Origin of the sequence: Chryseobacterium ginsenosidimutans (assembly GCF_039536845.1) — a bacterium.
Lineage (GTDB): Bacteria > Bacteroidota > Bacteroidia > Flavobacteriales > Weeksellaceae > Chryseobacterium > Chryseobacterium ginsenosidimutans_B.
Map to the genome: position 1 here is coordinate 37,075 of NZ_BAAAZJ010000003.1, position 25,110 is coordinate 62,184.

Genomic DNA, 25,110 nt, shown 5'->3' on the forward strand with positions numbered 1-25,110 from the left:
TGTTGAGAATTTCTTTGCACAAAGATAAGCCATATAATTAAAATGAATTTTCCTACCTTTGGGCGTCTAAAAATGATTATTTATGAAAATTTTTAAAATTTTAGCAGTTTCTGCAATGGCGCTGGGAATGACTTCTTGTATCAGCAAAAAACAGTACGATGCTTTAAGTTCAAATTATAAGCAATGTATTGAAAATGTAGGGGAAAGACAAAGAGAAATTCAAGAGTTGAAATCTAGTAACTCTGCTTTGTCAAGTGAAAATAATTTACTGAAAAGTCAGCATGATGCTTTAAAATCTTCACTAGACGCATGTCTTGCAAATACAGGGAAAAGCTCTGCAAATATCGATAAATTAGTAGGAGAGATCAATTCTTCTAATTCTTATATCAAACAGTTGATTTCTAGCAATGCTAAAAACGACAGCTTGAATTTAGCTTTGTCGAACAAGTTAAAAAGATCTTTGGATAACGTAGCAGACGGAGATGTTCAGGTGAAAGTATTGAAAGGAGTGGTAATGATTTCACTTTCAGACAAAATGCTGTATAAAACAGGTGACTACAATATTCTTCCGGCAGCTCAGGAAGTGCTGGGAAAAGTTGCTAAAGTAATCAACGATTACGATAAATATTCAGTATTGATCGAAGGTAATACAGATAATGCTGCATTGGCGTCCGCAAGTTTACCAAGAGACAACTGGGATCTTTCTGCTTTAAGAGGTACGGCAGTAGCTAAAATCTTACAGACTCAGTTCGGTGTTGATCCGGCTAGAATTACAGCAGGCGGACGTTCTGAGTATAATCCTAAAGCGACAAACATGAGCGTTTCAGGAAGAGCTGAAAACAGAAGAACAGAGATTATCATTATGCCGAAGCTTGATGAATTCATGAAATTAATGGATATCACGCCAAAGAAATAATTAAAACAGCATTCAATCAATAAAAAATCCCGAAGTAATTCGGGATTTTTTTTAATCAAATTAGTTCTTCCTTTTTCAGTAATGAAATAATTCTTTGAAAAAGTGAATTGGATATTTCCGGCTTAGTTTTTTTTAAGGAAGAATCCGCTTTGCCTTTCAGCACAGCGGTCTTCCGATTCTCCTTATTAATTAGTTTTTCCCCGACATTCATTTTGCTTTTTTTTCTTGGTGTTTTTACCCCTCATTGCAAAGGTAGGGCAATCTGTGAGGATGTGCTATCCGTATTTTTACGGTAATTGATATGTGGATTTTCCCATGTCTTAGAATGTTTGGGATTTCTCATACTTTTTCCTTATATTTAAGTAAATTTGAATAACAAAAATTTGTAGAATGAGCTTTTTTGAAGAAACTAATCCTGAAATGGACAGGTATCTGGAAACACATGCTTCCTCGGAGCCTGAAATTCTGAGAAAATTGAGAAGGGAAACATATCAGAAAACAACACAGCCACACATGATTTCCGGTTATCAGCAGGGAAGGTTATTAACGATAATTTCTCAGATGATACAACCGGAAAACGTTCTTGAAATCGGAACTTTTACGGGATATGCCACACTTTGCCTTACGACAGGTCTGGCAAAAGACGGAAAGATAACCACGCTGGATGTGAATGAGGATTTAGCTTATTTACCAAAAAAATATTTTGCGGAAAGTGAATATTCAAACCAAATTGATTTTAAGCTTCAGGACGCTAAAGAATTTTTAAGACAAACTGATGAGGTTTTCGATTTGATTTTTATTGATGCGGACAAGGAAAATTATGCTGAATATTTTAAACTCATTAAGCCAAGAACAAAATCCGGATCTGTTGTAATGTTCGACAATGTTCTCTGGTACGGAAAAGTATTGGAAGAAAATCCGAAACAGAAATCTACACAGATTATCAAGGAACTAAATGATTTGATTGCAAAAGATGACGATTTTGAAAATCTTATTTTACCTTTGCGGGATGGTGTAAATTTTCTACGCAGAAAATAATTAAACTATTAAAAGATTAAATTATTAAAAGGTTAGCAATCTCTAATTTTTTAATTTTTAATTCTTGAATCTTTTAATCAAAATATAAATGAATAAAGGAATTTGTAATGTTACAGTAGCTCCCGTTCGTTCGGAAGGTTCTGATAAAGCGGAAATTGTTACGGAGATATTATTTGGCGAAAGTGCAGACATTTTGGAGGTCAATAAAAACTGGACCAAAATAAAAATGCACTACGACGGCTATGAAGGGTGGATGGATACGAAACAGCTAAAGCCTGTAACAGACGAAGATTTTGCAAAACGAAAAGTTACGATTGTCACTGAAGATTTTTCTTCTGTGATCATGAATGATGGGAAAACATTACTTTCCATGGGTTCGGAAGTAGAATTTCCTGCTGTAGCTTCCAGAAGAAGTCACGAGGTTCGTGAAAGTATTGCTTTAACGGCCAAAGAATTTCTGAATGTTCCTTATTTGTGGGGCGGAAAAAGCTTTTTTGCGGTTGATTGTTCCGGTTTTACACAATTAGTTTACAAAATCCATAATATAAAGCTGCCGAGAGACACTTCTCAACAAGTTGAAGTTGGTGAATCATTAACTTTTGTTGAAGAAAGTCAGCCTGGAGATTTAGCATTTTTTGAAAATCCGGAGGGTAAAATTATTCATGTCGGGATCATGCTCGATAATCAAAGAATTATTCATGCTTCCGGAAAAGTAAGGATTGATACGTTGGATTCTACTGGGATTTTTAATAAGGAAATGAATAAGCACACTCATAAATTAAGAGTTATAAAAAACGTTTTGTAATTTTAAATTAATCTGAAATGGAGAATATTCTCTTCACAATTTTTGATATTTTTAATTTTGGATTGCTTGTTTTTTTATGGTGGTTTACCATAAAACATTATAAAACTTTACCTCAGACAATTCCTGTTCATTTTGATTTCGACGGTAAGGCAGATAATTTTGGCAGCAAAAAATACTCTTTTTTAATGCCTGTTTTGGCGACTGCTTTTTTTATTCTTTTTGCCTTTACAATAAGAGATCCTGCGTCTGCAAATTTCCCTGTAAAAATTACAAAAGAGAATGAATGGGTGCAGTTTCTTATCATGAAAATTTTCATCAGATGGCTTTTCGTGCTTATTACACTGATTTTTTTGAATAGCCAGGATTATATGTTCAGGTATTCTTGTGATGAGAATGTAAAACCGAGAGTTCCGATGACAACAGCAATTTTATCGGTTCTTGTGAGTGTAATGATTGTTTTGATAATTACAGCGCAATTCAAATGATTAAATCTAAAAATAATTCCGAACATTATATTTGGGGAAACAATTGTGACAGCTGGGTTTTGAAGGCTTCCGCAAATCTTTCAGTTAAACAGGAGATAATGCCTTCAGGAACTTCTGAAAAATTACATTTTCATGAAAATGCAGAACAGTTTTTTTATATTTTAAAAGGGGAAGCTGTTTTCTATAGTAACGAAGAAAAATTTTCTGTAAAAACGGGTGAAAGTATTTCTATTTTACCAAAATTAAAACATTATATTTCTAATGAATCAGAAAAAGATTTGGAGTTTTTGGTTATTTCAAGCCCTTCAGCTGATAACGACAGAATAGAAATTTAAAAATAAATTAAGATGGCTTTTCTTTACAACATATTTATCAATTTACTGATCTTCGGAATGAAGGTTTTTTCGCTGTTTGATGATAAAACTAAAAAAGGCGTTGAAGGAAGAAAAGAATCTTTGCAAAAGGTGAAATCTGCCTTCACAAAGTCTGATGAGATAATTTGGATGCATGCTGCAAGCTTGGGTGAATATGAACAGGGATTACCTGTTTTGGAACAGTTAAAAGATAAATTTCCGACATGTAAAATTCTGGTAACTTTCTTTTCTCCGTCGGGATATGAAAATGTTATTAAAAAGAAAAATATTGCCGATGTGATCTGTTATCTGCCTTTTGATAAAAAATCTTACGTGAAAGAATTTACCTCACAATTCTCCGTTAAACTATTTTTTACGGTGAAGTATGATTACTGGTATAATTTATTGACAGAATTAAAAAATCAAGGTGCAAAAACATATGTGATTTCAGCTTTATTTTATGATAGTCAATCATTTTTTACTTCTTATGGAAAATGGTTTGTAAAGCAATTGCAAAATAATATCGATTGGTTTTTCCATCAGACCGAGATGTCTTTTGCATTGGCAAAAAGTGTTGGTCTCTCAAAGTCTTCTGTGACAGGAGATACAAGATTTGACAGGGTAAAGCAATTGAGAAATCGTGACAATCACGTAGATTTTATCAAAGATTTTATTGGGGGAGATAAAGCAATTGTATTTGGCAGTTCATGGCAGGCGGAAGAAAAAATTGCACAAGACATTTTGCGTGGAAATCCATACGGAAAATTGATTATTGCACCTCACGATTTGAAAAGAGTACAACACTTGAAACAGTTCTTTCCTGATGCAATTTTATACAGTGAAATTAATAAGTCAATTAAAAAAAATCCATCAAGAGTTTTAATTATTGATAGTATTGGTTTGCTTTCAAAATTATATTCTTATGCGGATATCGCAGTTGTTGGCGGTGGTTTTCATGATGCGGGATTGCACAATATTTTAGAAGCTGCGACTTTTGGAGTTCCTGTAATTTTTGGAAATCATTACAGAAAAAATCCTGAAGCGGATGAGCTAATTTCCGTTGACGGCGGAAGATCTTTTGAAAATGCAGGTTTAGCAGCAGATTTTGTGATGTTTTTGATTAATAATGAAGATTCGCTTCAGACAATGTCTGAAAATGCAGAAAAATTTGTCACAGAAAAGCCAAATTCTACAGAATTAATCATCAGGAAAATTTTATCGTAAAAATCCCTGATTTTTTATTTCTTTTATAATCTGATCAAAATTTTCCGGAATTTTATCGCTTGTCAGCCAGTTGAAATCTATTCCGTTGTTGATAAAAAGTTTTGATAAATAGTTATTTTGATGCATTTTTTCTTTCAGACTGTCCAAATGCTCATCAATTTCCATCCAGTAATCTACATCCATTTTTTTTATCAAAGCCAGTGATCTTACTGTTTTATTGATGATGTAAAGATAAAGCTTGTAAACATTGTCAAATCTTTGTCGGCTAAGATCTTCATTATATTCTAAAATCTTATTAATCAATAATAAATTAAGCGAAACTTCCCCGAATCTATCTGTCGTAATTTTTACATGTTCGGTAATTTCTGCACTTATTTTTCTAATGATTCCCAGAAAATATTTTTGATTTCCAATGTATTTTGAGGCTAATAAAACTTTCTCCTCAATAATTTCTTCCATTGCATCACGTTTATTATCAGTAGTTTCCGGATCGATTAGCTCAAAGTATAGTTTTTTGGACAAAAGTTTATCCTTTTTTAGTAATCTGAAAATCAGGCGGTCTTTTTCTATGCTGGAAAATGCACTTAATGCAGCTTTAAATTCTTTTGAATATTCCATTTTTTTAATTTAATTAAAAATTTTAGAATATTTTAAAAATCCATTTACAGCCCAATTTACCGTATAATACAAGGATTTTAAAGTTGAAAACCCCATAAAATCTTTATAAACCAAATATTGATCTTTAATAATATTCTGCTTTTTTCTTGAAACGCTGTTTTCGCGCATTCTGTATTTTGCCAACGTCTTTTTTAGAGGATAACCTTTCGGAATTTCTTTTAACAGATTCAGCCACATGACATGATCTTCACGCTTACTTTTTACAGGAAAGAAAAATTTCCCGACTCTTTTGGTGTCATAAATCGTAGAGACCGGAGCAAGTCTGCACGTTTTAAGCAAATTAGAAAAAGTAACAATCTTATCAGCTTCAAAATCTTTCAAAATCGGTTTCATCGTATGTTCGTCACATCGGGAATAGTTACAATAGACCAGTTCTGCATTATTTTCCTGCATATAATCGGTCATTGTTTCCAGATATTCGGGATACCAGAAATCGTCGGAGTCGAGAAAAGCGATATATCTTCCCTGAGCTCTTTCTAGGCTTTTGTTTCTTGCATTTCCTGCGCCTCCGTTTTGTTCGAGAACCTGCAGTTTTATTCTTGGATCATTGTATTTTTTAATGATTTCTACGGTATTATCTTTAGAGCGGTCATCGCTGATCAGCCATTCCCAGTTTTCATAGGTTTGGTTTAAAACAGATTGTATCGTTTCCTCGATAAATTCTGCGGAATTATAAGAGGGAGTGATGATGGAAACAAGTTCTTTCATTTGTGTTTCAAATTTTAATTAAATTATAAAAATCTTTTTTCATAAAAATGCCAGGAACTCACGCCAACAGCAATTACAACCAACATACAGACAAATGCCATTAAGAATGGATTATAATCTTCAAACAGTCCTAAAGTCGTAAAAGTCCGGATAATAGGGAAGTGGAAAATGTAGATCCCGTATGTGAAATCTCCGTATTTCCCGAAATTATTTAAAAACTTAAATGAATAGGCAATGTAAAGTACAATAATACCAATCATCATCGGAGAGAATAATTGTATTTTTAAAAATAAATCGATCCAAACGGTAATAATAGCAATGATGAAGAGTAGATTTTTATGTTTAATGAATTTATCAAAATTAAAATAAATCAGCATTCCCGGAATGAAATAAGACAACGTTCCCGGAAGTTGTTTTGCTATTGAAATTTTGTTTAATGATTCAAAATAATTAAGGTAAACAAGTGATATAAAATACAGGATAATTAAACTGATATTCCTGTATTTGTTGTTTTTACCAAAAAGCAAAAATAGCAACGGAACACAGAAGTAATAGCACATTTCTATTTTAAGTGTCCAAAGAGCCCCATTCACAGCCTGATTTCCGAAAACTCCGGGAAGCCAGGGTGCTTTGAAGTTTAAAAATATAGAGTTCCAGAAAAGATATTTATAAACCTGTGTATTGCTGAAATATTCTGCAAAAGAATAAGTACTTACCAAACTTAATAGAATCGCACATAAAAAAACAACCAATAAATAGGCGGGAACAATTCTTTTGATTCTCTTTTTTAAATAACTTTTTAAGCTTGACGATCTGTCGTAGCTTCTTGCAATAAGAAACCCACTGACCACAAAAAATCCGAAAACAGCAATTTCTATAGGACTGTGTTCAAGAAACTTAAGCTCCTGAGAAGCACTCAATGCTCCTAGATGTCCCAGGAAAACAATAAAAGCCAGGAGAACACGGATAAAGTCAAAATTGTTTTTCGTTATGTCTTGCATTTGCATTTGTTTGTGCAAAAATAGTTTTTTTCGCAGAATAGAGGATATTTCACATAATGAATGTTTGTTAAATAAAGGTAATTTGAGGTGGTTATAAAGCCAATAAATAGGAAATAGTAAATTTTAATAATATTTTTTAAAAAAAATTGTATAATAATATAAATAAATCATAATTTTAGCGCTTGAAAAATTTGATATATGAAGAAATTAGCATTATTATTTGCAGGTTTATCATTATTTGTAGCGACAGGATGTAATAACGACGACGATGAAGTTGTGGAAGCTCCACTTACAGGAGTTTGGCAGCCGATTAAAGAAGTTGTAACTACAGTTGCTGTAGGAGATCCTCCCGTTTCGGATGAGATTACTTACACAACTTGTCAAAAAGAATCAAGATGGAGATTCAATACCGAAACTTCAGGAAAAAGAACGCTTTGGGGAGATACTGCTACTCCGGGAACCTGTGCTATAACGAATGACCGTAATTTCACATATACATATGATAAAGGGACTAAAGCTATTCAGATAAAATATCAGGGAATCGTAGAACCGGATAAAGGTAAAGTGACTTTACTAAATGATACTACTTTAAACCTTACGATTGAAGATAGTACAGATCCTACGGAATATCATTCTGTAACGTATACAATGAAGAGAATTGTTCAGCCATAAGCAGAATTTTCATTTTAAAAATATATAAATCTCATCTTCGGGTGGGATTTTTTTGTTTTTAAAATATTTAATTTAAAATTAAATTTCCATTTCTTTTAAAATCATTATTTTTGTGAAAATTAGAATTGGAATTAAGTATAAAATTTAAGCCCGATGTCTAAAGTCTAACATCTAACATCTATTATAAAAAGTGTTTTACGATCATCAGCAGATAGAAAAAAAGTGGCAGAAATACTGGGAAGAAAACCAAACGTATAAAACTTCCAATAACACAGACAAACCGAAATTTTATGTTCTCGACATGTTTCCATATCCATCTGGAGCAGGGCTTCACGTAGGTCACCCGCTTGGATATATTGCATCGGATATTTATGCGAGATACAAAAGACATCAAGGTTTCAACGTTCTCCATCCGGTTGGTTACGACAGCTTCGGACTTCCTGCTGAACAGTATGCAATTCAGACAGGGCAGCATCCTGCGATTACAACTGAACAAAACATTACCAGATACGAAGAGCAATTAAAAAAAATCGGTTTTTCTTTTGACTGGAGCAGGGAAGTAAGAACTTCTGACGCTTCCTATTATAAATGGACTCAATGGATTTTTATTGAATTGTTCCATTCCTGGTATAATAAAAATACAGACAAGGCAGAATCTATAGAAACTTTAATCAAGCATTTTGAAGAAAAAGGGACAGCAGATTTAAATGCCAATCAAAACGATGAATTAAATTTCACCGCAGAAGAGTGGAAAAATGCTTCTGAGATCGATAAAGAAGATATTTTATTAAATTATCGTTTAGCCTACAGAGCAGAAACGACTGTAAACTGGTGTCCTGCTTTGGGAACAGTGTTAGCAAATGACGAAGTGAAAGACGGAAAATCCGAAAGAGGAGGATTTCCCGTTTTCCAAAAGAAAATGATGCAGTGGAGCATGAGAATTTCTGCATACTCTGAAAGATTATTACAGGGTCTTAAAACGTTGGACTGGCCACAACCTTTAAAAGATTCACAGGAATACTGGATCGGAAAATCTCAGGGAGCTCAGGTTAGATTCAATGTTGAAGGTCATGATGAGATCGTTGAGGTTTTCACGACAAGACCTGATACAATTTTTGGAGCAACGTTTATGGTTTTGGCTCCTGAAAATCCTTTAGTGGAAACAATTACTACTCCGGAACAAAAAGCTGAGGTAGACAATTATATTGAAGAAACTTCCAAAAAAACCGAAAGAGACAGAATGTCTGATGTGAAAAACGTTTCGGGTGCTTTCACAGGAAGTTATGCGATCAACCCTTTCAGCAATGAAAAGATGCCGATCTATATTTCAGATTATGTATTGATGGGCTATGGAACGGGAGCTGTAATGGCTGTTCCTGCACATGACGAGCGTGATCACAGATTTGCAAAGAAATTTAATTTAGAAATTAAAAAAGTTGTAGAAACTGAAGAAGACGTTCAGGAAAAATCTTTTGACTCTAAAACCAGCGTTTGTGTAAACTCAGATTTCTTAAATGGTTTAACTTATGATGAAGCGAAAGCTCTAGTCATTGCAGCCGTAGAAAAAAGAGGAATCGGTCACGGAACTACAAACTACAGACAGCGTGATGCGATTTTCTCAAGACAGCGTTACTGGGGCGAACCGGTTCCTATATATTATAAGGATGGAATGCCTTACACGTTGCCAACTTCAGCATTGCCTTTGGAACTTCCTGAAGTTGAAAAATATTTACCAACGGAAGACGGAGATCCACCATTAGGAAATTCAAAAACTTTTGCTTGGGATGAAGCGAACCAAAAAGTTGTTGCTACAGATTTAATCGATGATAAAACTGTTTTTCCTTTAGAATTATCTACAATGCCGGGTTGGGCAGGAAGCTCTTGGTACTTCCTAAGATATATGGATCCTAATAATGGTGAGGTTTTTGCTAATAAAGAATTTAGCGATTACTGGGGACAGGTAGATTTATATATTGGAGGTAGCGAGCACGCAACCGGTCATTTATTATATTCCCGTTTTTGGAATATGTTTTTGAAGGATAGAGGATACATTAATAATGATGAGCCTTTCCAGAAATTGATTAATCAAGGAATGATTTTGGGAATGAGTGCTTTTGTGTATAGAATTGACGGTACAAATCAATATGTATCTAAAAATTTAGCAAAAGATTATCAGACTCAGGCAATCCACGTTGATGTATCTTTATTAAAAGGAACTTCTGATGAATTAGACACAGAGGCTTTTAAATCTTGGAGACCTGATTATACAGACGCAGAATTTATTTTAGAAGACGGGAAATACATCACAGGTCGTGAAGTAGAGAAAATGTCTAAGTCAAAATACAATGTTGTAAATCCTGATGATATCTGTGAAGAATACGGAGCAGACGGTTTAAGATTGTATGAAATGTTTTTGGGTCCGTTGGAACAATCCAAACCTTGGAACACGCAAGGTCTAAGTGGAGTTTACGGTTTCCTGAAAAAATTCTGGAATTTATATTTTAACGAAGATAATTTTGAAGTTTCTGAAGAAGAGCCTACAAAAGCAGAATATAAAGTATTGCATACATTAATAAAGAAGGTAGTTTATGACATCGAAAACTTCTCTTTTAATACATCTGTGTCATCATTTATGATTGCTGTAAATGAATTACAAAAATTAAAATGTAACAAGCGCAATATTTTAGAACCATTAGCCGTTATTATTTCCCCTTACGCCCCACATATCTGCGAGGAGCTTTGGAGTTTGTTAGGAAATAATGAGTCTGTAGAATTTGAGAAATTCCCAGTATTGAATGAGGATTACTTGGTTGAAGACGAAATCCAATACCCGGTAAGTGTAAATGGTAAAATGAAGTTTAAAATTTCTCTTTCTGCTCAGCTTTCTGCTAAAGAAGTGGAAGATTTGGTTCTTCAGGATGAAAAGATGCAACAGATTTTGGAAGGTAAAGCACCGAAAAAAATTATTGTAGTGCATCACAGAATTGTGAATATAGTAATTTAAAAAAAAATTAACATTGGCAAATTAAAAAAAATGAGGGCTTAATTTTTTTAATTTTTTAACGTAATCGTTAAAATTGAGGAATATTGCCAAAAAAAGAGAAAATAATTATAATATCGAAATCGTATTAAAATTTCATTGTCGAAAAAAACTGAAATGTTTATTTGAGACTATTGTATTTTAATTAATTTTGCCTTTAATTTACACCTTGTAAAATTTTAAAACAATATAATTTAGTTAAATATGGAAATGAATGTTTCAAAAAATGATGAGCAAGTAGTTGCTAGAAAAGCGGGAGGTTTAAACCCAGCTATTATTATTCCTATCATCTTAGCTATAGGAATTTGTATTTATTTATTCGTTTTAGGTAACCCTGGAAATTTTAAAGATGCCGAAAAACTTGGTGGAGCGTCTGTAGCTTTCTCGGATGTTGAAGGAAAAGACATTCACCCAGATTCTTTCTTAGGAATTATCTACAAAGGAGGTGTAATCGTACCAATCTTGATTACGTTCATGATTACTGTAATCGTTTTCTCTTTTGAAAGATATTTCGTTCTTAGCCAAGCGGCTGGAAAAGGAAACTTAGACAACTTCGTTGTACAGGTAAGAAGCTTACTAAACCAAAACAAAGTTGACGAAGCTTTAGAAGAGTGCGACAGACAACAAGGTTCTGTAGGAAACGTAGTAAAAGAAGGTCTTACTACTTACAAAGCTTTATCTCACGATACGACTCTAAACAAAGAGCAAAAAATGGTAGCGCTTAACAAAGCGATCGAAGAGGCTACAACTCTTGAAATGCCAATGCTTGAGAAAAACATGATGATTCTTTCTACTCTAGGTACAGTTGCTACCCTAATTGCACTACTTGGAACAGTAATCGGGATGATCAAAGCATTCTTCGCATTAGGTTCAGGTGGAGGTACACCAGATGCTGCTGCACTTTCTACAGGTATCTCTGAAGCCTTGATTAACACGGCATTAGGTATTGGTACTTCAGCTATCGCTATCATGCTTTATAACTTCTTTACTTCTAAAATTGACGGATTAACTTACAAGATTGACGAGATCGCTATGAGTATCCAACAGTCTTTCGCTGAATTCAACTAAGAATTAGCAAGGAATTTGCATTAAGTAAAAAGAAGTTTAATTAAAAATCATTAATAATAATGGCGAGAGTCAAACCAAAAAGACATGGAGTAGTGACGGATATGACGGCAATGTGTGACGTTGCGTTCTTACTGCTTACATTCTTTATCTTGACCACTCAGTTTAAAAAACCTGACGTGGAGCAGATCAAACCGCCATCTTCAATATCAGAGAAGTTACTTCCTGATGCAAGTTTGATGACAATCAACGCTACTCCGGACGGAAAATTTTATTTCCAACCGGTAGAAAATGCATCTGAGAGATTACAGCTTTTAGACAATATGGGTAAAAAGTATGGTATTACTTTTGACAATAACGAAAAAGTTGCATTCCAAAAAGTACAAGCGATTGGGGTTCCTATGAACCAGCTAAAGAGCTATCTTGATATGCCGGATGACGAGCAGAAGAATTTTAAGAGTCCTACTGGGATTCCTATGGATAGTACAAATAAGCAGTTAGTAGACTGGGTAAAAGAGAGTTTAAACGTAAATCCTGAATACAAATTAGCTATTAAGGGTGACGTTACTACTGAATATCCAAAAGTTAAAAGCCTATTTGAAGGTTTAAGAGATATTGATTTTCTTAAATTTTGGTTGATTACATCACAAGAAGGTAAACCTAATGAATAATATCATTTAGAAATGGCAGAAGTACAAGTACAGGAAAAAGGCGGGAAAGGCGGAAAGGTTCGATCCAAGAAGCAGAATACCCGCGTAGATATGACTCCGATGGTGGACTTAGGGTTTCTTTTGATTACCTTCTTTATGTTCACAACCACATTCTCTAAACCGAATGTAATGGATTTGGGGCTTCCGGCAAAACCGAAAGAAGATCAACCAAAACCACCTCCGACTGAAATTAAACTTTCAAATTCTATTTCTTTATTATTAGGTAAAGACAATAAGATTTTTTGGCACCAACAAGATAATACATCTTTGACAGATCAGAATCTTAACGAAACTACTTTCGATAGAGAAGGAATTAGAAAAGTAATAGGGCAGGCAAAAGCAAATGCGGCAGATAAAACAAAATTTACTGTTATTATCAAACCGACTGATGATGCTGTGTATAAAAACTTTGTTGATATTCTTGACGAAATGGCAATTACGAAGAGTGAACAGTACGGTGTTACTGATCTTAAGCCTTGGGAAAAAGCTATTTATGACAAGAAAGTGGGTAATACAGGATCTCCTGCAGCACCTGCTACAAAGTAATTTAAACCATAAAATTGTAAATCTATGGCAAATGAAAATGCGTACAATCCAAATCTTACTTTAGATGAGATTGTATTTGAAAATAGAAACAAGGAATATGGTGCATACGATTTAAGACATAAGTATCCAAAACTTCTGACAAAATCTTTTATCGTAGGAACTACATTATTCCTTATCGCGGCTTTGTCTCCTTTTATTTATCTTACAATTAAGAGACTTACCGAACCACCTAAGCAAGAAGTGAAGGCTGATTTGGTTGAGATTCTTCAGGAAGATAAAATTATTGAGCAGCCTAAAGAAGAAGAACCACCTCCACCACCTCCACCAAAAGAGGAAGAGAAAATTGAAGTTATTCAGAACGTGGTTCCGGAGCCTGTAAAAGCTCCGAAAATTGAAACTCCACCTCCGCCAATTTCTAAGCAATTAGAAACTCAAACAGGTTTGGTAGCTCAGGAAGGTGTAAAAGCTCCGGCTTACACACCACCACCACCGCCACCATCAACTGGGACAAAAGCTTCAACAGCTGAAGTTAAGCCTCAAGTTAATGAAAACCAAGTTTATACAGAGGTAGAACAGACTGCGGAATTCCCTGGAGGTATTAATGCCTTCAGAAACAAAGTATCTAGTAACTTTGATGGTTCTGCGATGAACGGTGATGAAGGTACTGTAAAAGCTGAAGTTACTTTCGTAGTTGAAAGAGATGGAAGTATTACGGACGTTAAAGCTAGTGGAGGAAATTCGGATTTTAATGCTGAGGCAATAAGAACGATCAAGTCTATTAAAAATAAATGGACTCCTGCTAAGATTAACGGACAATCTGTTCGTTACCGATTCAGATTACCTTTAACAATGAATTTTGAAGGATAATATTATTTATCTTTAAATAATAATTAAAAAAGAGAAGCATATGCTTCTCTTTTTATTTTTTTTGGTATTTTTGTTATATGATGTTCAATTGGTTATCCCTAGTTACGGGATTGTTTTATATCGTTTTAGGAATTGTAGTGATTTACTATAAATTCTTTTTTACGATTCTGGAGCCGGGCGTAGCTTACGCAATGGGTGCTCTTCTTATTCTTTACGGTATCTTTAGGATTTATAGAGCGATTTCAAAAATTAAAAGTTCAGGAAATGAAGAATAGTATTAAAATTATAGTGCTATTTTTTATTAGTATTATAGCAGTAAGCTGCAAAAAGGAAGACCTATCTCCGTCATATCACAAAGGAGAAATGACAATTCTTACGGATGAATCTTTTAAAGGCGTCACAGAAGCTTTAGCAGAAGGATATATGATTAATTACCCCGAAACAAAAATTAAAGTTGTTACAAAAAAAGAAGATTTGGGTTTTCTTGATTTATTAAAAGATAAAGCGAGAATTATTGTAATGTCTAAAGAATTATCTCCGGAAGAAATTAAAACTTATGAAGAACAGGTTGATCTTAAGTTTTTACCCTCAAAATTCGCAGCAGATGCTGTTGTTTTCATCGTTCCGAAAGATTCTCCGAAAGAAAGCATCTCTATGGAAGAAATTTCACAGGGAATGCAGTCTGATAATAAAGAATTTATCTTTGATGGAGCTAATTCAAGTAACTTAAATTTCGTTGCCCAGAAACTTAAAAAACAACCGAAAGATTTAAAATTTTCAATAATTCCGGGAAGTAAAAATATCATTGAAGAACTAAATAAATATCCGGATAAAATCGGAGTTATTGGTCTTAATACATTTAGTCGTCCTTATGATAAAGAGTCTGAACAGCTAAAAAGCATGGTAAAAATTCTTCCTGTGGAATATAAAGGAAAATTGTATAACACCGATTTTGAAAATCTACGCACAATGGATTATCCTTTTACAAGAGTTCTGTACTTTTTAACAAACGAAGGAAATTTTAATATAGCCAATGGTTTTATAAGATATTCTTGTACACAATTGGGGCAAATGATCGTACAAAAGGAAGGGTTGCAACCATACAATATGTACAGAAGAGAAGTTCAAATGCGTTAAAAAGTATTAAATTAACCTTTTACCCGAAATAAAAATATTATTTTGGTCTGAAAATTGTGTATAGTATAAATCGAATTTAGATTAGAAAATATAAAATGAAAGATATAATGAATATGAATGTAAAGAAGATTGCTTTTGGAGCAGCTGTGGTGTTTTTTACCAACTTTGCCTTTGCGCAGACAGTACAGGATGGTATTAACAGCATTGATAGTGATAAATTTGCTCAAGCAAAAACTAATTTTACGAACATGATTGCTTCGGCTCCGACTGCTGAAAATTATTTCTACTTAGGAAATACATTTTTAAAGCAAGGTGAACCGGATTTTGCAGCAGCTACAGATAGTTTTAACAAAGGTCTTGCGGCAGATAGCAAAAGCTATTTGAACAAATTAGGCTTGGCTACTGTAAAACTTGGAAAAGGTGATAAAAATGCAATTGCTGAAATTCAGAAAATTGTAACTGATTCAAAAGAAAAAGATGCTGAAGTATTGTTCAGAGCTGCTGAAGCTTTAACATTATTCGAAAAAAATAACTCTCCAGACTTAGCAATTCAATTCTTGAATAAAGCTATTGAAAGAGCTGCGAAAAAAGAAGTTCCTGCTCATTACTACTATACTTTAGGTGATGCTTACAGATTGAAGAGAATGCCTGGAGATGCAATGTCAGCTTATGATAAAGCACTTCCTTTAGCTAAAAACAAGGCTTCTGTTTATACAAGAATCGGTACTTTGTGGATGGCTGCTCAACAGTGGCAACAAGCTAAGACAAGTATCGAAAAAGCGATCTCAACAGATCCGTCTTATGCGCCTGCTTACAAAGCGTTGGCTGCATATGACATCAGATATCAGCAGAATGCAAAAGCAACTCAAGATCTTATCAACTATACAAAATATGCTGATGAAGATCCATATACACAATTAGAAATTGCTAAACTTTATTTTACAAATGAAGATTACGCAAACTCTAAGCAGGTTTTAGATAAAATCTTTGATAAAATTAATGATCCTATTAAGTTTAAATTAAGAGCTTATCAATTATTTGCTGACGGAAAATATGCTGAAGCTAAACAGAATATGGATAGTTTCGTTTCCCAGGCTGAAAAGTCAAGAGTACAGCCTGCAGATCAGGGTCTTCAAGGTTTGATCGCAGCTGGATTGGCTAAAACAGAAACTGATGCGGCTAAGAAATCTGCTTTAACAGCTGAAGCTCAGCAAAAAATTGCAATTGCAAAAGGAGCAAAAGACGAAACAATGAAATGGGATATGGAACTGGCTAAAATTGCTGGAGGAGGAGCTTCTCAGGCTGATGTAGATGCCGGACCAAGCAACCCTGCGATTGATGCTTTAAAACAAAAAGTAGCTGCAAATGCTCAGGATACAGATTCTTTATTCAAGTTAGCAACAGCTTATCAAGATGTTAAAAATTGGAATGGAGCAATCCAGACATGGCAGAAAATGAGTACAATTCTTCCGGATTGGGCTCCTGCTTATTACAGTTTAGGATATTCTTATCAGCAGGCTGGAAACAATGATGCTGCGAAAATATCTTACGAAAAATATATCAGTACGGTAAAACCTGCTGAAGTGGATGCCAATAAGCAGACTTTGGCATATGCTTACTTCGCAGTAGCTTATTTATCTAAAGATTCTGATGTAGCTAAAGCTAAGGATTATGTAGCTAAATCTGTTCAGTTGGATCCGACTTATCAGGATGCTGTAAAATTGAACGCAGAGATCAATAAATAATTCAAAGTTTAAATTATAAATATTAAAACTTCCCATTCGTAATGTTTGGGAAGTTTTTGTTTAAATCTTATCTTTGAAAATATGAAAACAGATATACTTGCATTTGGTGCTCATCCTGACGATGTAGAATTAGGTTGTGGAGGAACAATTGCCAAAATGGTTTCGGAAGGAAAAATATGTGCGATTGTAGATCTTACAAAAGGGGAACTCGGAACAAGAGGATCGGATGAAATAAGAAAAGTGGAAGCGTCAGATTCAGCAAAAATATTAGGTGTTGTTGCACGGGAAAATCTTGGAATGAAAGATGGCTTTCTTGAGAATTCAGAAGAATATCAAATGAGGATCGTAAAAATGATTCGCAAATACAGGCCAGAAATCGTTTTAGCCAATGCGGTTGATGACAGACATCCGGATCATGCAAAAGGAGCAAAATTAGTGTCAGATGCGTGCTTTTTAGCTGGTTTAAGGAAAATTGAAACAGTTTTGGATGGAGAAAATCAGGAAGTGTGGAGACCGAAGCAGATTTTCCATTATATTCAGTGGAAAAATATCAATCCGGAATTTGTGATTGACATATCAGAGCATCTTGACAAGAAAATTGCAGCTTGTATGGCTTTCAAAACCCAGTTTTATGATCCAACTTCTAAAGAACCGGAAACTCCAATTACATCAAGAGACTTTTATGAAAGCTTGACATATCGTGCTCAGGATTTAGGAAGACTTTCGGGAGTGACTTATGCTGAGGGATTTACGTCTGAGAAGTTAATTGCGATGAAAAATTTTGATGGAATTGTTTGGTAATTAAAAAATCTTCCCTATATTTGCACTCACAAAACGGTGATTGTAGCTCAGTTGGTTAGAGCGTCGGATTGTGGTTCCGAAGGTCGGGGGTTCGAGACCCCTCATTCACCCTATAAAAGTACACTTTTCAGAAGTGTACTTTTTTATTTTATACCATTTTAAGAGTCTATTTATCAGGCAAAATCATCAAATAAATTTAAATTATTTTATTTAAATTTATAATTATCTGGCTGTCGGGCATAAAAAAAAGCATCGTTTTTCAGATGCTTGTGTTTTTAGAATTATTCTTTTTTTAAACTTCGTCGTCAGAATCTATTGTAAAAGATTTGCTTTTGAAGTCTTTGTCATGCTTCTCTGATATTACATCCTCACCCTTTTCGTTAATGATGAAATCTGTGGATTCATTAAACATCTCCTGAAAACTTTTAAAATCTTCCTTGTAAAGGTAAATTTTGTGTTTCTCGAATGTTGCTTCTCCATTCTCTCCGAAATTTTTCTTACTTTCTGTAATCGTAAGATAATAATCTCCTGCTTTCGTCTCGCGCACATCAAAGAAATAAGTTCTTCTCCCTGCTTTTAACACCTTCGTGAAAATTTCATTTTCATGGCGTTCCTTGTATTCACTCATTGTTAGATATTTTTTAATCTTGTTAAGAACAAATATAAAAGTTTTCTTTTAATCACAAAATTTTTTTTATGATTTATTTAACATTTGTGAATGAATATGCTATGCGGTTACGGAATTGGTAATTTCAGTAAGGTTAAGTATTTTATCGGCTCTCTGAGCGCTAGACTCTCTGTGCGTGATGATTATAGAGGTTGCGTTGTGGATTTTTCTATCTATATTTTCCAGGATATTCTGCTCGGTTTCTGTATCCAAAGCTGACAGGGAATCATCGAAAATGATAATGTTTGGATCTTTAATTAAGGCTCTTGCGATGCAAATTCTTTGCTTTTGACCTCCCGAAAGCATTACCCCGCGTTCACCAACCATTGTATTATACTGTTCTTTAAACTCAATGATGTTTTTATCAACGTCTGCGATTCTGGCATATTCAACTACTTTTCCGTGAGTAGGTTTGTCGATTGCAAAGCCGATGTTATTTTCGATAGAGTCGGAGAAGAGGTAACTTTCTTGTGGAATATATCCTATAAAATTTCTGTAATTTTCTAAATTATGCTCTTTAAGATTTACCCCGTCGATTAAAATTTCTCCTTCAGTCGGATCAATTAAACGACAAAGGAGCAATGCTATTGTAGATTTTCCGCTTCCGGTTTTTCCCATAATGGCTAAAGATTCTCCTGCTTTTAATGTAAAGCTTAAATTATCTAAAGCTCTGATTCCTGTATTTGGATAAACGTAAGAAACGTTTCTGAACTCAATATCTCCCTTAATAGGATAGTTTTCAAAGTTTTTATTAACAATTTCAGATTTCTTATCCATAAATTCATTAATCCTCTGCATTGAAGCTTCTGCTCTTTGATTAACGGAAGTTACCCAGCCTACCATTGAGAAAGGGAAGATCAAAGTATTGATATACATGAAGAAGTCTGCGATTTTACCAATACTTAGCTGTCCGTTAATGTATTTTTGACCGCCAATCCAAATAATGGCAACGTTCAACAATCCGATTACGAATATAATAATGGTAAAGAAATATGCCTCCGTTTTCGCTAAATCAAGAGCCTTATTTTGATAATCGGTTACTTTTGCGCCATAATTCTTTTTGATATAATTTTCTTTAGCGAAAAATTTTACCACACGAATACCCGAAAAACTGTCCTGTACAAAAGTTGAAATCGCAGACTGGCTTTTCTGCATAATCTTCGACTTTTTATTAATGATTGAACTTACCTTATAAATAGCATATGATAAAATTGGAAGAGGCAGCAAGGTCCAAAGTGTCATTGATGCATCCGTTTTCACCATATAAATTGCGGTGATAACAACCAGAACGATCAAATTCGCAACATACATTACTCCGGGTCCTAAATACATTCTTACTGCTACAACATCTTCACTTAATCTGTTCATCAAATCTCCGATTGTTGTTTGCTTATAATCTGTTAAAGATAAATCCTGATAATGTCTGTAGATTTTATTTTTAAGTTCATATTCAATTCTTCTTGATGCTACGATAATTGTCTGGCGCATCATAAATGTAAAGAATCCTGTTAATAATGAACAACCCACAATAATGGCAACATATATTAAAACCTGTTTGTTAAAACCAAGATTACCGTTCTTTGTAAGTTCGTCGACTGATTTTCCTACAAACTGAACTTTATATATATTGAAAAAATTGCTTGTGATGATGAATAATACCCCCCAAAATAATAATATTTTGTGCTTCCAGAAATAGGGGTTTAGGGTTTTTAACGCTTTCATAAACTTTTACAAAATTACGAAAATGTGAGCAGATTACGAATTTCATCAATTTTAAATTTTGTATCTTTGCACCCATAAAAAAGCTCTTTGAATGTTAGGAAGACGACAAATCCGTGAAAAAGTGGTACAGACTGTGTATTCATACTACCAGAATCCTGTAAAATTTGATGTATTAGAGAAAAATATGTTTTCTGGAATAGAGAAAATCTATAATCTATACATTTATCAACTTAATTTTTTGGTTTCTCTTAAGGAATTGGCAGAAAATCAAATTGAGATTGGTAAAAATAAGTACATTAAAACCGAAGCCAACATTAACCCTAACCAAAAATTCATCAACAATCAGGTTTTAATTAAACTGGAAGAAAATCCTGAGAGATTATTTTTTACAGGACAGCACAAACAGTTGAAATGGGATTTGCATGATGATTTGCTGGTTAAAACTTTCCAAAGAATGTCTGCGGGGAAACGTTATCAGGATTTCATGAAAGAAGAAGGATATTCTTTTGAAGAAGATCAGAAATTCATCGGGAAATTGTACCTAAGATATATTGCTGAAAATGATGATTTTCATGATTATCTTAGCGATAAAGAACTTTCCTGGTATGATGATATGCACATTGCCAATTCAATGGTTCAAAAAACGATTGGTTTCCTGAAAGAAAATGAAGAAAGCAGAACTTTAATTAAAATGATTAAAGATGATGAGGATAAAACCTTCGCTATGAAGCTTTTGAGAAATACTTTGGACGGTTGGGAAGACAATGAAAAGAAACTTTCAGAAAGACTGGAAAACTGGGATCTGGAAAGAGTTTCACTAATGGATAAAGTAATTTTATCAACAGCAATCGCGGAGCTGGACAACTTTCCTTTTACACCTTCAAGAGTTATTATTAATGAATATATCGAGATTGCAAAAGTTTTTGCAACCGACAGATCAAATATCTTCATTAACGGGATTTTGGATAAATATTGTAAAGATTTAAATAGAATATAAAATATTTTTAAATATGAAAAAGACATTATCAATTATCGCTTTGTCTATCATAGGCTTTGGTTTGGTTTCTTGTAAAAAAGAAAACAAATCAGTTCCGGGTACAGAAACTGCTGTTTCTACAGATCCTACAGCTGCTGCAACTTCAGGAGATTCTACTGCTGCGCCGATTTCAGCTGAAACATCAGCTGCAGCTCCGGTTTCAAACCAGCCATCAACTACAATCGCTCTTTCTGAAAGCAATTTCGATTTCGGAAACGTTAAAAAAGGAGATAAGGTACAGCACATTTATGAAATTACAAATACAGGAACTAACCCCTTAGTAATTTCTGAAGTAAAACCTGGATGTGGATGTACTGTTCCGGATTTTACAAAAGAACCGATTATGCCGGGTAAAAAAGGTAAAATAACATTACATTTTGATTCTTCAAACTTCGACGGAAACGTAGATAAATATGCGGATGTTTTTGCTAACGTAGAAAAGGCTCCTATAAAATTAACATTCACGGCAAATATTCAACCATAACATGACTCTATTATCAATCTTTTTACAGGCAGCTCCGGGTGGAGGGTCATCTCCAATGATGCTTATCATGATGGGGGTAATGTTTGTAGGTTTTTATTTCTTAATGATAAGGCCTCAACAGAAAAAAGCAAAACAAGAGAAAAACTTTCAGGAAACTTTGAAAGTAGGAACTAGAGTAGTCCTTACTTCTGGTCTTCACGGAAGAATTGCTCAGGTTCAGGATGATGGATTCGTTATTGAAACATTATCAGGAAAACTAAAGTTTGAAAAAGCAGCTGTTTCGAGAGAATTTACAGAAAACCGTTTTGGAGATAAAGCAAAAACAGCAGAAAAAACAGACAAAAAAGAAATCGAAACTGAAAATAAATAATTTTTAGTTTTAAAATATTCAAATCGGCGCGGTGAGCAAAGCTCACCGCGCCGAATCTTTTTTATAACAATATCATTATCCACTCCTGTTTGTCATTCTGTAGGAATCTATACAATGTAATTAACCATAATTGTTTGGATTCCTACGGAATGACAAACGAAAAATGTTCAATTTTACGTATTTAAGATTAATTGTGTTATTCGTGAAAACATTTGTGAAATTTGTGTTTAAAAAATATCTTTGTTGCATGAATCAAAACACAAACAAAACCGTCCTCATTTTAGGCGCCAATTCTGATGTTGCGAAACAATCTATTTTACAATATTTATTAAAGGGGTTTTCTATTATTGCAGCTTCCCGAAATACAAAATCATTGGGAAATTTTATAGTTTCCAATAATGTAGATCAATCAAAAATCACGGTTTTATATTTTGACGCGGCAGATTTTGATTCACATCAAAAATTTTATAACGAACTTCCAATAAAACCTCATATCACAGTTTACGCAGCTGGTTTTTTAGTTGATAATGAAAAAGCTTTGAGAGATTTTAAGGGTGCTCAACAAATGATGATCACCAATTATATGGGAGCAGTTTCCATTCTGAATATCATTGCAATGGATGAAAGCAATAAAAATTTAGAAAGAATCATCGGGCTTTCTTCACTTTCCGGGGTAAGAGGTAGAAAAAGTAATTTTGTTTATGGAAGTACAAAAGCGGCTTTTACAACATATTTAGCTGGCTTGAGACAGGAACTGGTTTCAAGAAATATTAAAGTCAATGCTTTAGTAATCGGTTATATCAGAACAAAAATTAACGAAGGATTACAATTGAATGAATCTTTAATCATGGAACCTGATTATGTAGCAAAACATATTGTCAATGCCGGAAATTTTTTCACCATTGTTCCGAATTTTAAATGGAAAATTATTTATTTGATTTTGAAAATGTTGCCGGAGAGTTTGGTGGCGAAATTACCTTAATTTTTAACAATCAATTTTTCTTTGCTGAGTGAAACGCCTTTAAACTTAAAACATATAGTTTGTCAAAAACTTGTGTTCTTTACGTTAAAAATATTATCCATTTCTCTGCAACAATTCCAACGCCTTCATCATATCAATTCCTTTACCCAAAACAGGTTTAAACAAATCACCTTTTTCTTTAATTCTTTCCAAAGCATTATGAATATTAAAATCAGTTGGTTTCAAACCTGGCTTTAATTCTTCCCATTCCAAAGGCATAGAGACAGAAGCGCCTTCTTTTGGTCTTAAACTGTAAGCACTCGCCAATGTTTGTCCGGTTCTGTTTTGAAGATAATCGAGATAGATTTTCTTGTCGTCTCTTTTTTGTAAACTTCTTTCTAAAGTGGTGATTTTCGGGAGTTTTTCATTGACTTGTTTCATCAAAATATGAGCAAAATCTTTTACTTGGTCAAAATCATATTTTCCACCCATCGGAATATAAATGTGAATTCCCGTACTTCCAGAAGTTTTACAGTAGCCTTTAATTTTAATTGAATTTAAAACCTCATTCACCTGCAAAGCGGTTTCAATCACATCATCGAAACTATTTTTCTTCGAAGGATCAAGGTCTAAAACCATAAAATCAGGATGCTCCAAATCAGGAAGAGAAGAGTTCCAAGGATTCAGGTCGATACAGCCTAAATTATTCAGATAAGCCAAAGTTGCCTTGTCATTACAGTAAATATAATCGATGTATTTATCATTAGATTCCGAATAAACCTGTGTAGTTTTAATCCAATCGGGAATATTGTCACTTGCATCTTTCTGATAAAAGCTTTGCTCCTCAATTCCATTTGGGAAGCGGTTTAATGACAATGGACGGTTTTTTAAGTGGGGCAGAATATAACTTGAAACAGATTGATAGTATTCGATCACATCACCTTTTGTAATCTCATCTTTCGGAAAATAAATTTTATCCTGATTGGTCAGCTTTACTTGGTGTTTGTCTAAAGTGATTTCCTCTTCTTTTTCGGAAGTTGAAGTCTTTTTTAATGGTGTTTTGGCTTTCATTTCTTTAGGTTTTTCGTTAATTTGGCTCATTTTATTCGTCGAATCTGCAATTTCTTCAGGATTTTTATCTTCACGGATCGCAACAAAAACTGGATGCCGGAAAATTCCGTCTTTGGTAATTTCAGAGTATTTTATTTCACAGACCAACTCAGGTTTTGTCCACGTTACGGGCATATTCGTTTTAGGAATGGTTTCAAACGGGGAAGTTTTTGTAACTAATTTTTTCAGCCTTTCATGAAGCAGATTCAATGATTCTTTATTAAAACCTGTTCCTGTATGTCCGGAATAAATTAACTTTCCATTTGTATACTTTCCTAAAATCAATGCTCCGAAACCTTCTCTCGAACCGCGCGGTTCAGTAAATCCACAAATAATAGCTTCTTCAGTATTGGTAAATTTTATTTTCAACCAATCTGAGCTTCTGTGATTTTCAATATAAAGACTGTCTGATTTTTTGGCGATCATTCCCTCCAACTGTATTTTTTTCATTTGATTAAAAAAATCTATTCCTTTTTCCGGAATATGATCGCAATATTTGATGACATCAGTTTCAATCAAAGCTTCTTTTAACAGTTCTTTCCGTTGAATTAAGGGAAGTTCTTCCGTAGAATGACCATTGAGCCACAAAATATCAAAAACCTGATAAGTCAAAACTAAATCAAGATTGTCTCCGATTTGCTGTAATAATTGAAAATTAGGTCTTCCGTTTTCGTCGTAAGCTACAATTTCTCCATCGAGAATCATTTTATGTTTCTGCTGGTCAAAATCTTGCGAAACTTTGTCAAATTTTGATAAAAAAGAGATTCCATTTCTGGAGTAGAATAGAGGTTTTTCATTGCTGAGATCGACAACAGCACGGTAACCGTCCCATTTTATTTCAAAAATCCAGTCTTCATCATCAAATGCTTTTTCAAAAGATTTGGCAAGCATTGGTTTAATGAAGTTCTCTAATTTTTTTTCGTCAACTAATGAATTGAATCGTTGAAATTTAGGCTTTGTTTCTGCAGT

At 33.9% G+C, this 25,110-nt stretch carries 26 protein-coding genes and 1 tRNA gene; 21 read left to right on the forward strand and 6 right to left on the reverse strand.

Features of this window, described 5'->3' with window-relative positions; all coding sequences use genetic code 11:
* The first annotated feature begins 82 nt into the window (after window positions 1–82).
* From ABD745_RS00285 to ABD745_RS00310, 6 genes are all read left to right on the forward strand, one after another.
* Entirely contained in the window at window positions 83–916 is an 834-nt protein-coding gene (locus tag ABD745_RS00285; RefSeq protein ID WP_047399279.1) for an OmpA family protein, read from the forward strand.
* Window positions 917–1,306: 390 nt separating this feature from the next.
* Window positions 1,307–1,954: an O-methyltransferase gene (locus ABD745_RS00290; RefSeq protein ID WP_344823430.1), complete on the forward strand. Its 648-nt coding sequence runs from the start codon at window positions 1,307–1,309 to the stop codon at window positions 1,952–1,954.
* A gap of 88 nt (window positions 1,955–2,042) precedes the next feature.
* On the forward strand, window positions 2,043–2,759 hold the full coding sequence (locus ABD745_RS00295) for a C40 family peptidase (RefSeq protein WP_344823434.1): 717 nt from the start codon (window positions 2,043–2,045) through the stop codon (window positions 2,757–2,759).
* A 17-nt stretch (window positions 2,760–2,776) separates the two neighbouring features.
* Window positions 2,777–3,244 (forward strand): DUF1648 domain-containing protein, encoded by a 468-nt coding sequence (locus tag ABD745_RS00300; RefSeq protein ID WP_344823438.1) that lies wholly within the window; start codon window positions 2,777–2,779, stop codon window positions 3,242–3,244.
* Entirely contained in the window at window positions 3,241–3,579 is a 339-nt protein-coding gene (locus tag ABD745_RS00305) for a cupin domain-containing protein (RefSeq protein ID WP_344823441.1), read from the forward strand. Before ABD745_RS00300 ends, ABD745_RS00305 begins: the two co-directional genes overlap by 4 nt.
* Before the next feature lie 12 nt (window positions 3,580–3,591).
* A complete protein-coding gene (locus tag ABD745_RS00310) occupies window positions 3,592–4,821 on the forward strand; it encodes a 3-deoxy-D-manno-octulosonic acid transferase (protein WP_344823445.1) in 1,230 nt (409 codons plus the stop codon).
* On the opposite strand, the gene ABD745_RS00315 is transcribed toward ABD745_RS00310, so the two are convergent.
* From ABD745_RS00315 to ABD745_RS00325, 3 genes are read right to left on the reverse strand one after another with little or no spacing between them, the layout of a single operon-like run.
* Window positions 4,813–5,439, reverse strand: coding sequence for a deoxyuridine 5'-triphosphate nucleotidohydrolase (locus tag ABD745_RS00315; protein WP_344823448.1), 627 nt, complete (start codon window positions 5,437–5,439; stop codon window positions 4,813–4,815). The two genes, ABD745_RS00310 and ABD745_RS00315, sit on opposite strands and share 9 nt — an antisense overlap.
* 9 nt (window positions 5,440–5,448) lie before the next feature.
* Window positions 5,449–6,207 carry a glycosyltransferase family 2 protein gene (locus tag ABD745_RS00320; RefSeq protein ID WP_344823452.1) on the reverse strand — a complete coding sequence of 253 codons (759 nt, stop codon included), beginning with the start codon at window positions 6,205–6,207 and terminating at the stop codon, window positions 5,449–5,451.
* Between the two features lie 23 nt (window positions 6,208–6,230).
* Entirely contained in the window at window positions 6,231–7,208 is a 978-nt protein-coding gene (locus ABD745_RS00325) for an acyltransferase family protein (protein WP_344823455.1), read from the reverse strand.
* Window positions 7,209–7,406: 198 nt separating this feature from the next.
* Here ABD745_RS00325 and ABD745_RS00330 point away from each other — a divergent pair, with 198 nt between their 5' ends.
* From ABD745_RS00330 to ABD745_RS00380, 11 genes are all read left to right on the forward strand, one after another.
* On the forward strand, window positions 7,407–7,880 hold the full coding sequence (locus ABD745_RS00330) for a lipocalin-like domain-containing protein (RefSeq protein WP_344823459.1): 474 nt from the start codon (window positions 7,407–7,409) through the stop codon (window positions 7,878–7,880).
* Window positions 7,881–8,070: 190 nt separating this feature from the next.
* Window positions 8,071–10,884, forward strand: a complete 2,814-nt coding sequence (leuS, locus tag ABD745_RS00335; protein WP_344823462.1) for a leucine--tRNA ligase — start codon at window positions 8,071–8,073, stop codon at window positions 10,882–10,884.
* Between the two features lie 240 nt (window positions 10,885–11,124).
* Entirely contained in the window at window positions 11,125–11,988 is an 864-nt protein-coding gene (locus tag ABD745_RS00340; protein ID WP_047399289.1) for a MotA/TolQ/ExbB proton channel family protein, read from the forward strand.
* A 59-nt stretch (window positions 11,989–12,047) separates the two neighbouring features.
* Window positions 12,048–12,656: an ExbD/TolR family protein gene (locus ABD745_RS00345; protein ID WP_344823469.1), complete on the forward strand. Its 609-nt coding sequence runs from the start codon at window positions 12,048–12,050 to the stop codon at window positions 12,654–12,656.
* A gap of 12 nt (window positions 12,657–12,668) precedes the next feature.
* A complete protein-coding gene (locus ABD745_RS00350; RefSeq protein WP_344823473.1) occupies window positions 12,669–13,241 on the forward strand; it encodes an ExbD/TolR family protein in 573 nt (190 codons plus the stop codon).
* Between the two features lie 24 nt (window positions 13,242–13,265).
* On the forward strand, window positions 13,266–14,108 hold the full coding sequence (locus ABD745_RS00355; RefSeq protein ID WP_344823477.1) for an energy transducer TonB: 843 nt from the start codon (window positions 13,266–13,268) through the stop codon (window positions 14,106–14,108).
* Between the two features lie 77 nt (window positions 14,109–14,185).
* The gene (locus ABD745_RS00360; RefSeq protein WP_185100026.1) at window positions 14,186–14,383 is read left to right on the forward strand and encodes a C4-dicarboxylate ABC transporter; all 198 of its coding nucleotides are present in this window, start codon (window positions 14,186–14,188) and stop codon (window positions 14,381–14,383) included.
* On the forward strand, window positions 14,373–15,245 hold the full coding sequence (locus tag ABD745_RS00365; RefSeq protein WP_344823484.1) for a PstS family phosphate ABC transporter substrate-binding protein: 873 nt from the start codon (window positions 14,373–14,375) through the stop codon (window positions 15,243–15,245). Before ABD745_RS00360 ends, ABD745_RS00365 begins: the two co-directional genes overlap by 11 nt.
* A 95-nt stretch (window positions 15,246–15,340) precedes the next feature.
* Window positions 15,341–16,990 carry a tetratricopeptide repeat protein gene (locus tag ABD745_RS00370; RefSeq protein ID WP_344823487.1) on the forward strand — a complete coding sequence of 550 codons (1,650 nt, stop codon included), beginning with the start codon at window positions 15,341–15,343 and terminating at the stop codon, window positions 16,988–16,990.
* Between the two features lie 81 nt (window positions 16,991–17,071).
* A complete protein-coding gene (gene bshB1 / locus ABD745_RS00375; RefSeq protein WP_344823491.1) occupies window positions 17,072–17,791 on the forward strand; it encodes a bacillithiol biosynthesis deacetylase BshB1 in 720 nt (239 codons plus the stop codon).
* A gap of 35 nt (window positions 17,792–17,826) precedes the next feature.
* Window positions 17,827–17,902 (forward strand) — tRNA-His (locus ABD745_RS00380).
* A 181-nt stretch (window positions 17,903–18,083) separates the two neighbouring features.
* On the opposite strand, the gene ABD745_RS00385 is transcribed toward ABD745_RS00380, so the two are convergent.
* Both ABD745_RS00385 and ABD745_RS00390 read right to left on the reverse strand, forming a co-directional pair.
* Window positions 18,084–18,419: a DUF3276 family protein gene (locus ABD745_RS00385; protein ID WP_034701927.1), complete on the reverse strand. Its 336-nt coding sequence runs from the start codon at window positions 18,417–18,419 to the stop codon at window positions 18,084–18,086.
* Window positions 18,420–18,518: 99 nt separating this feature from the next.
* Entirely contained in the window at window positions 18,519–20,180 is a 1,662-nt protein-coding gene (locus tag ABD745_RS00390; RefSeq protein ID WP_344823495.1) for an ABC transporter ATP-binding protein, read from the reverse strand.
* A gap of 91 nt (window positions 20,181–20,271) precedes the next feature.
* Here ABD745_RS00390 and ABD745_RS00395 point away from each other — a divergent pair, with 91 nt between their 5' ends.
* The 4 genes from ABD745_RS00395 to ABD745_RS00410 all read left to right on the forward strand — a co-directional run bounded on the left by ABD745_RS00395 (window position 20,272) and on the right by ABD745_RS00410 (window position 23,052).
* Window positions 20,272–21,177 (forward strand): transcription antitermination protein NusB, encoded by a 906-nt coding sequence (locus tag ABD745_RS00395; protein ID WP_344823498.1) that lies wholly within the window; start codon window positions 20,272–20,274, stop codon window positions 21,175–21,177.
* A gap of 13 nt (window positions 21,178–21,190) precedes the next feature.
* Complete coding sequence (locus ABD745_RS00400; RefSeq protein WP_344823501.1) at window positions 21,191–21,700, forward strand: DUF1573 domain-containing protein; 510 nt, start codon at window positions 21,191–21,193, stop codon at window positions 21,698–21,700.
* A gap of 1 nt (window position 21,701) precedes the next feature.
* Window positions 21,702–22,070 carry a preprotein translocase subunit YajC gene (gene yajC, locus ABD745_RS00405; RefSeq protein ID WP_425549775.1) on the forward strand — a complete coding sequence of 123 codons (369 nt, stop codon included), beginning with the start codon at window positions 21,702–21,704 and terminating at the stop codon, window positions 22,068–22,070.
* A gap of 247 nt (window positions 22,071–22,317) precedes the next feature.
* The gene (locus ABD745_RS00410) at window positions 22,318–23,052 is read left to right on the forward strand and encodes an SDR family NAD(P)-dependent oxidoreductase (protein WP_344823504.1); all 735 of its coding nucleotides are present in this window, start codon (window positions 22,318–22,320) and stop codon (window positions 23,050–23,052) included.
* 93 nt (window positions 23,053–23,145) lie between these two features.
* On the opposite strand, the gene ligD is transcribed toward ABD745_RS00410, so the two are convergent.
* Window positions 23,146–25,032, reverse strand: coding sequence for a DNA ligase D (gene ligD / locus ABD745_RS00415; protein WP_344823507.1), 1,887 nt, complete (start codon window positions 25,030–25,032; stop codon window positions 23,146–23,148).
* Window positions 25,033–25,110: the final 78 nt, after the last annotated feature.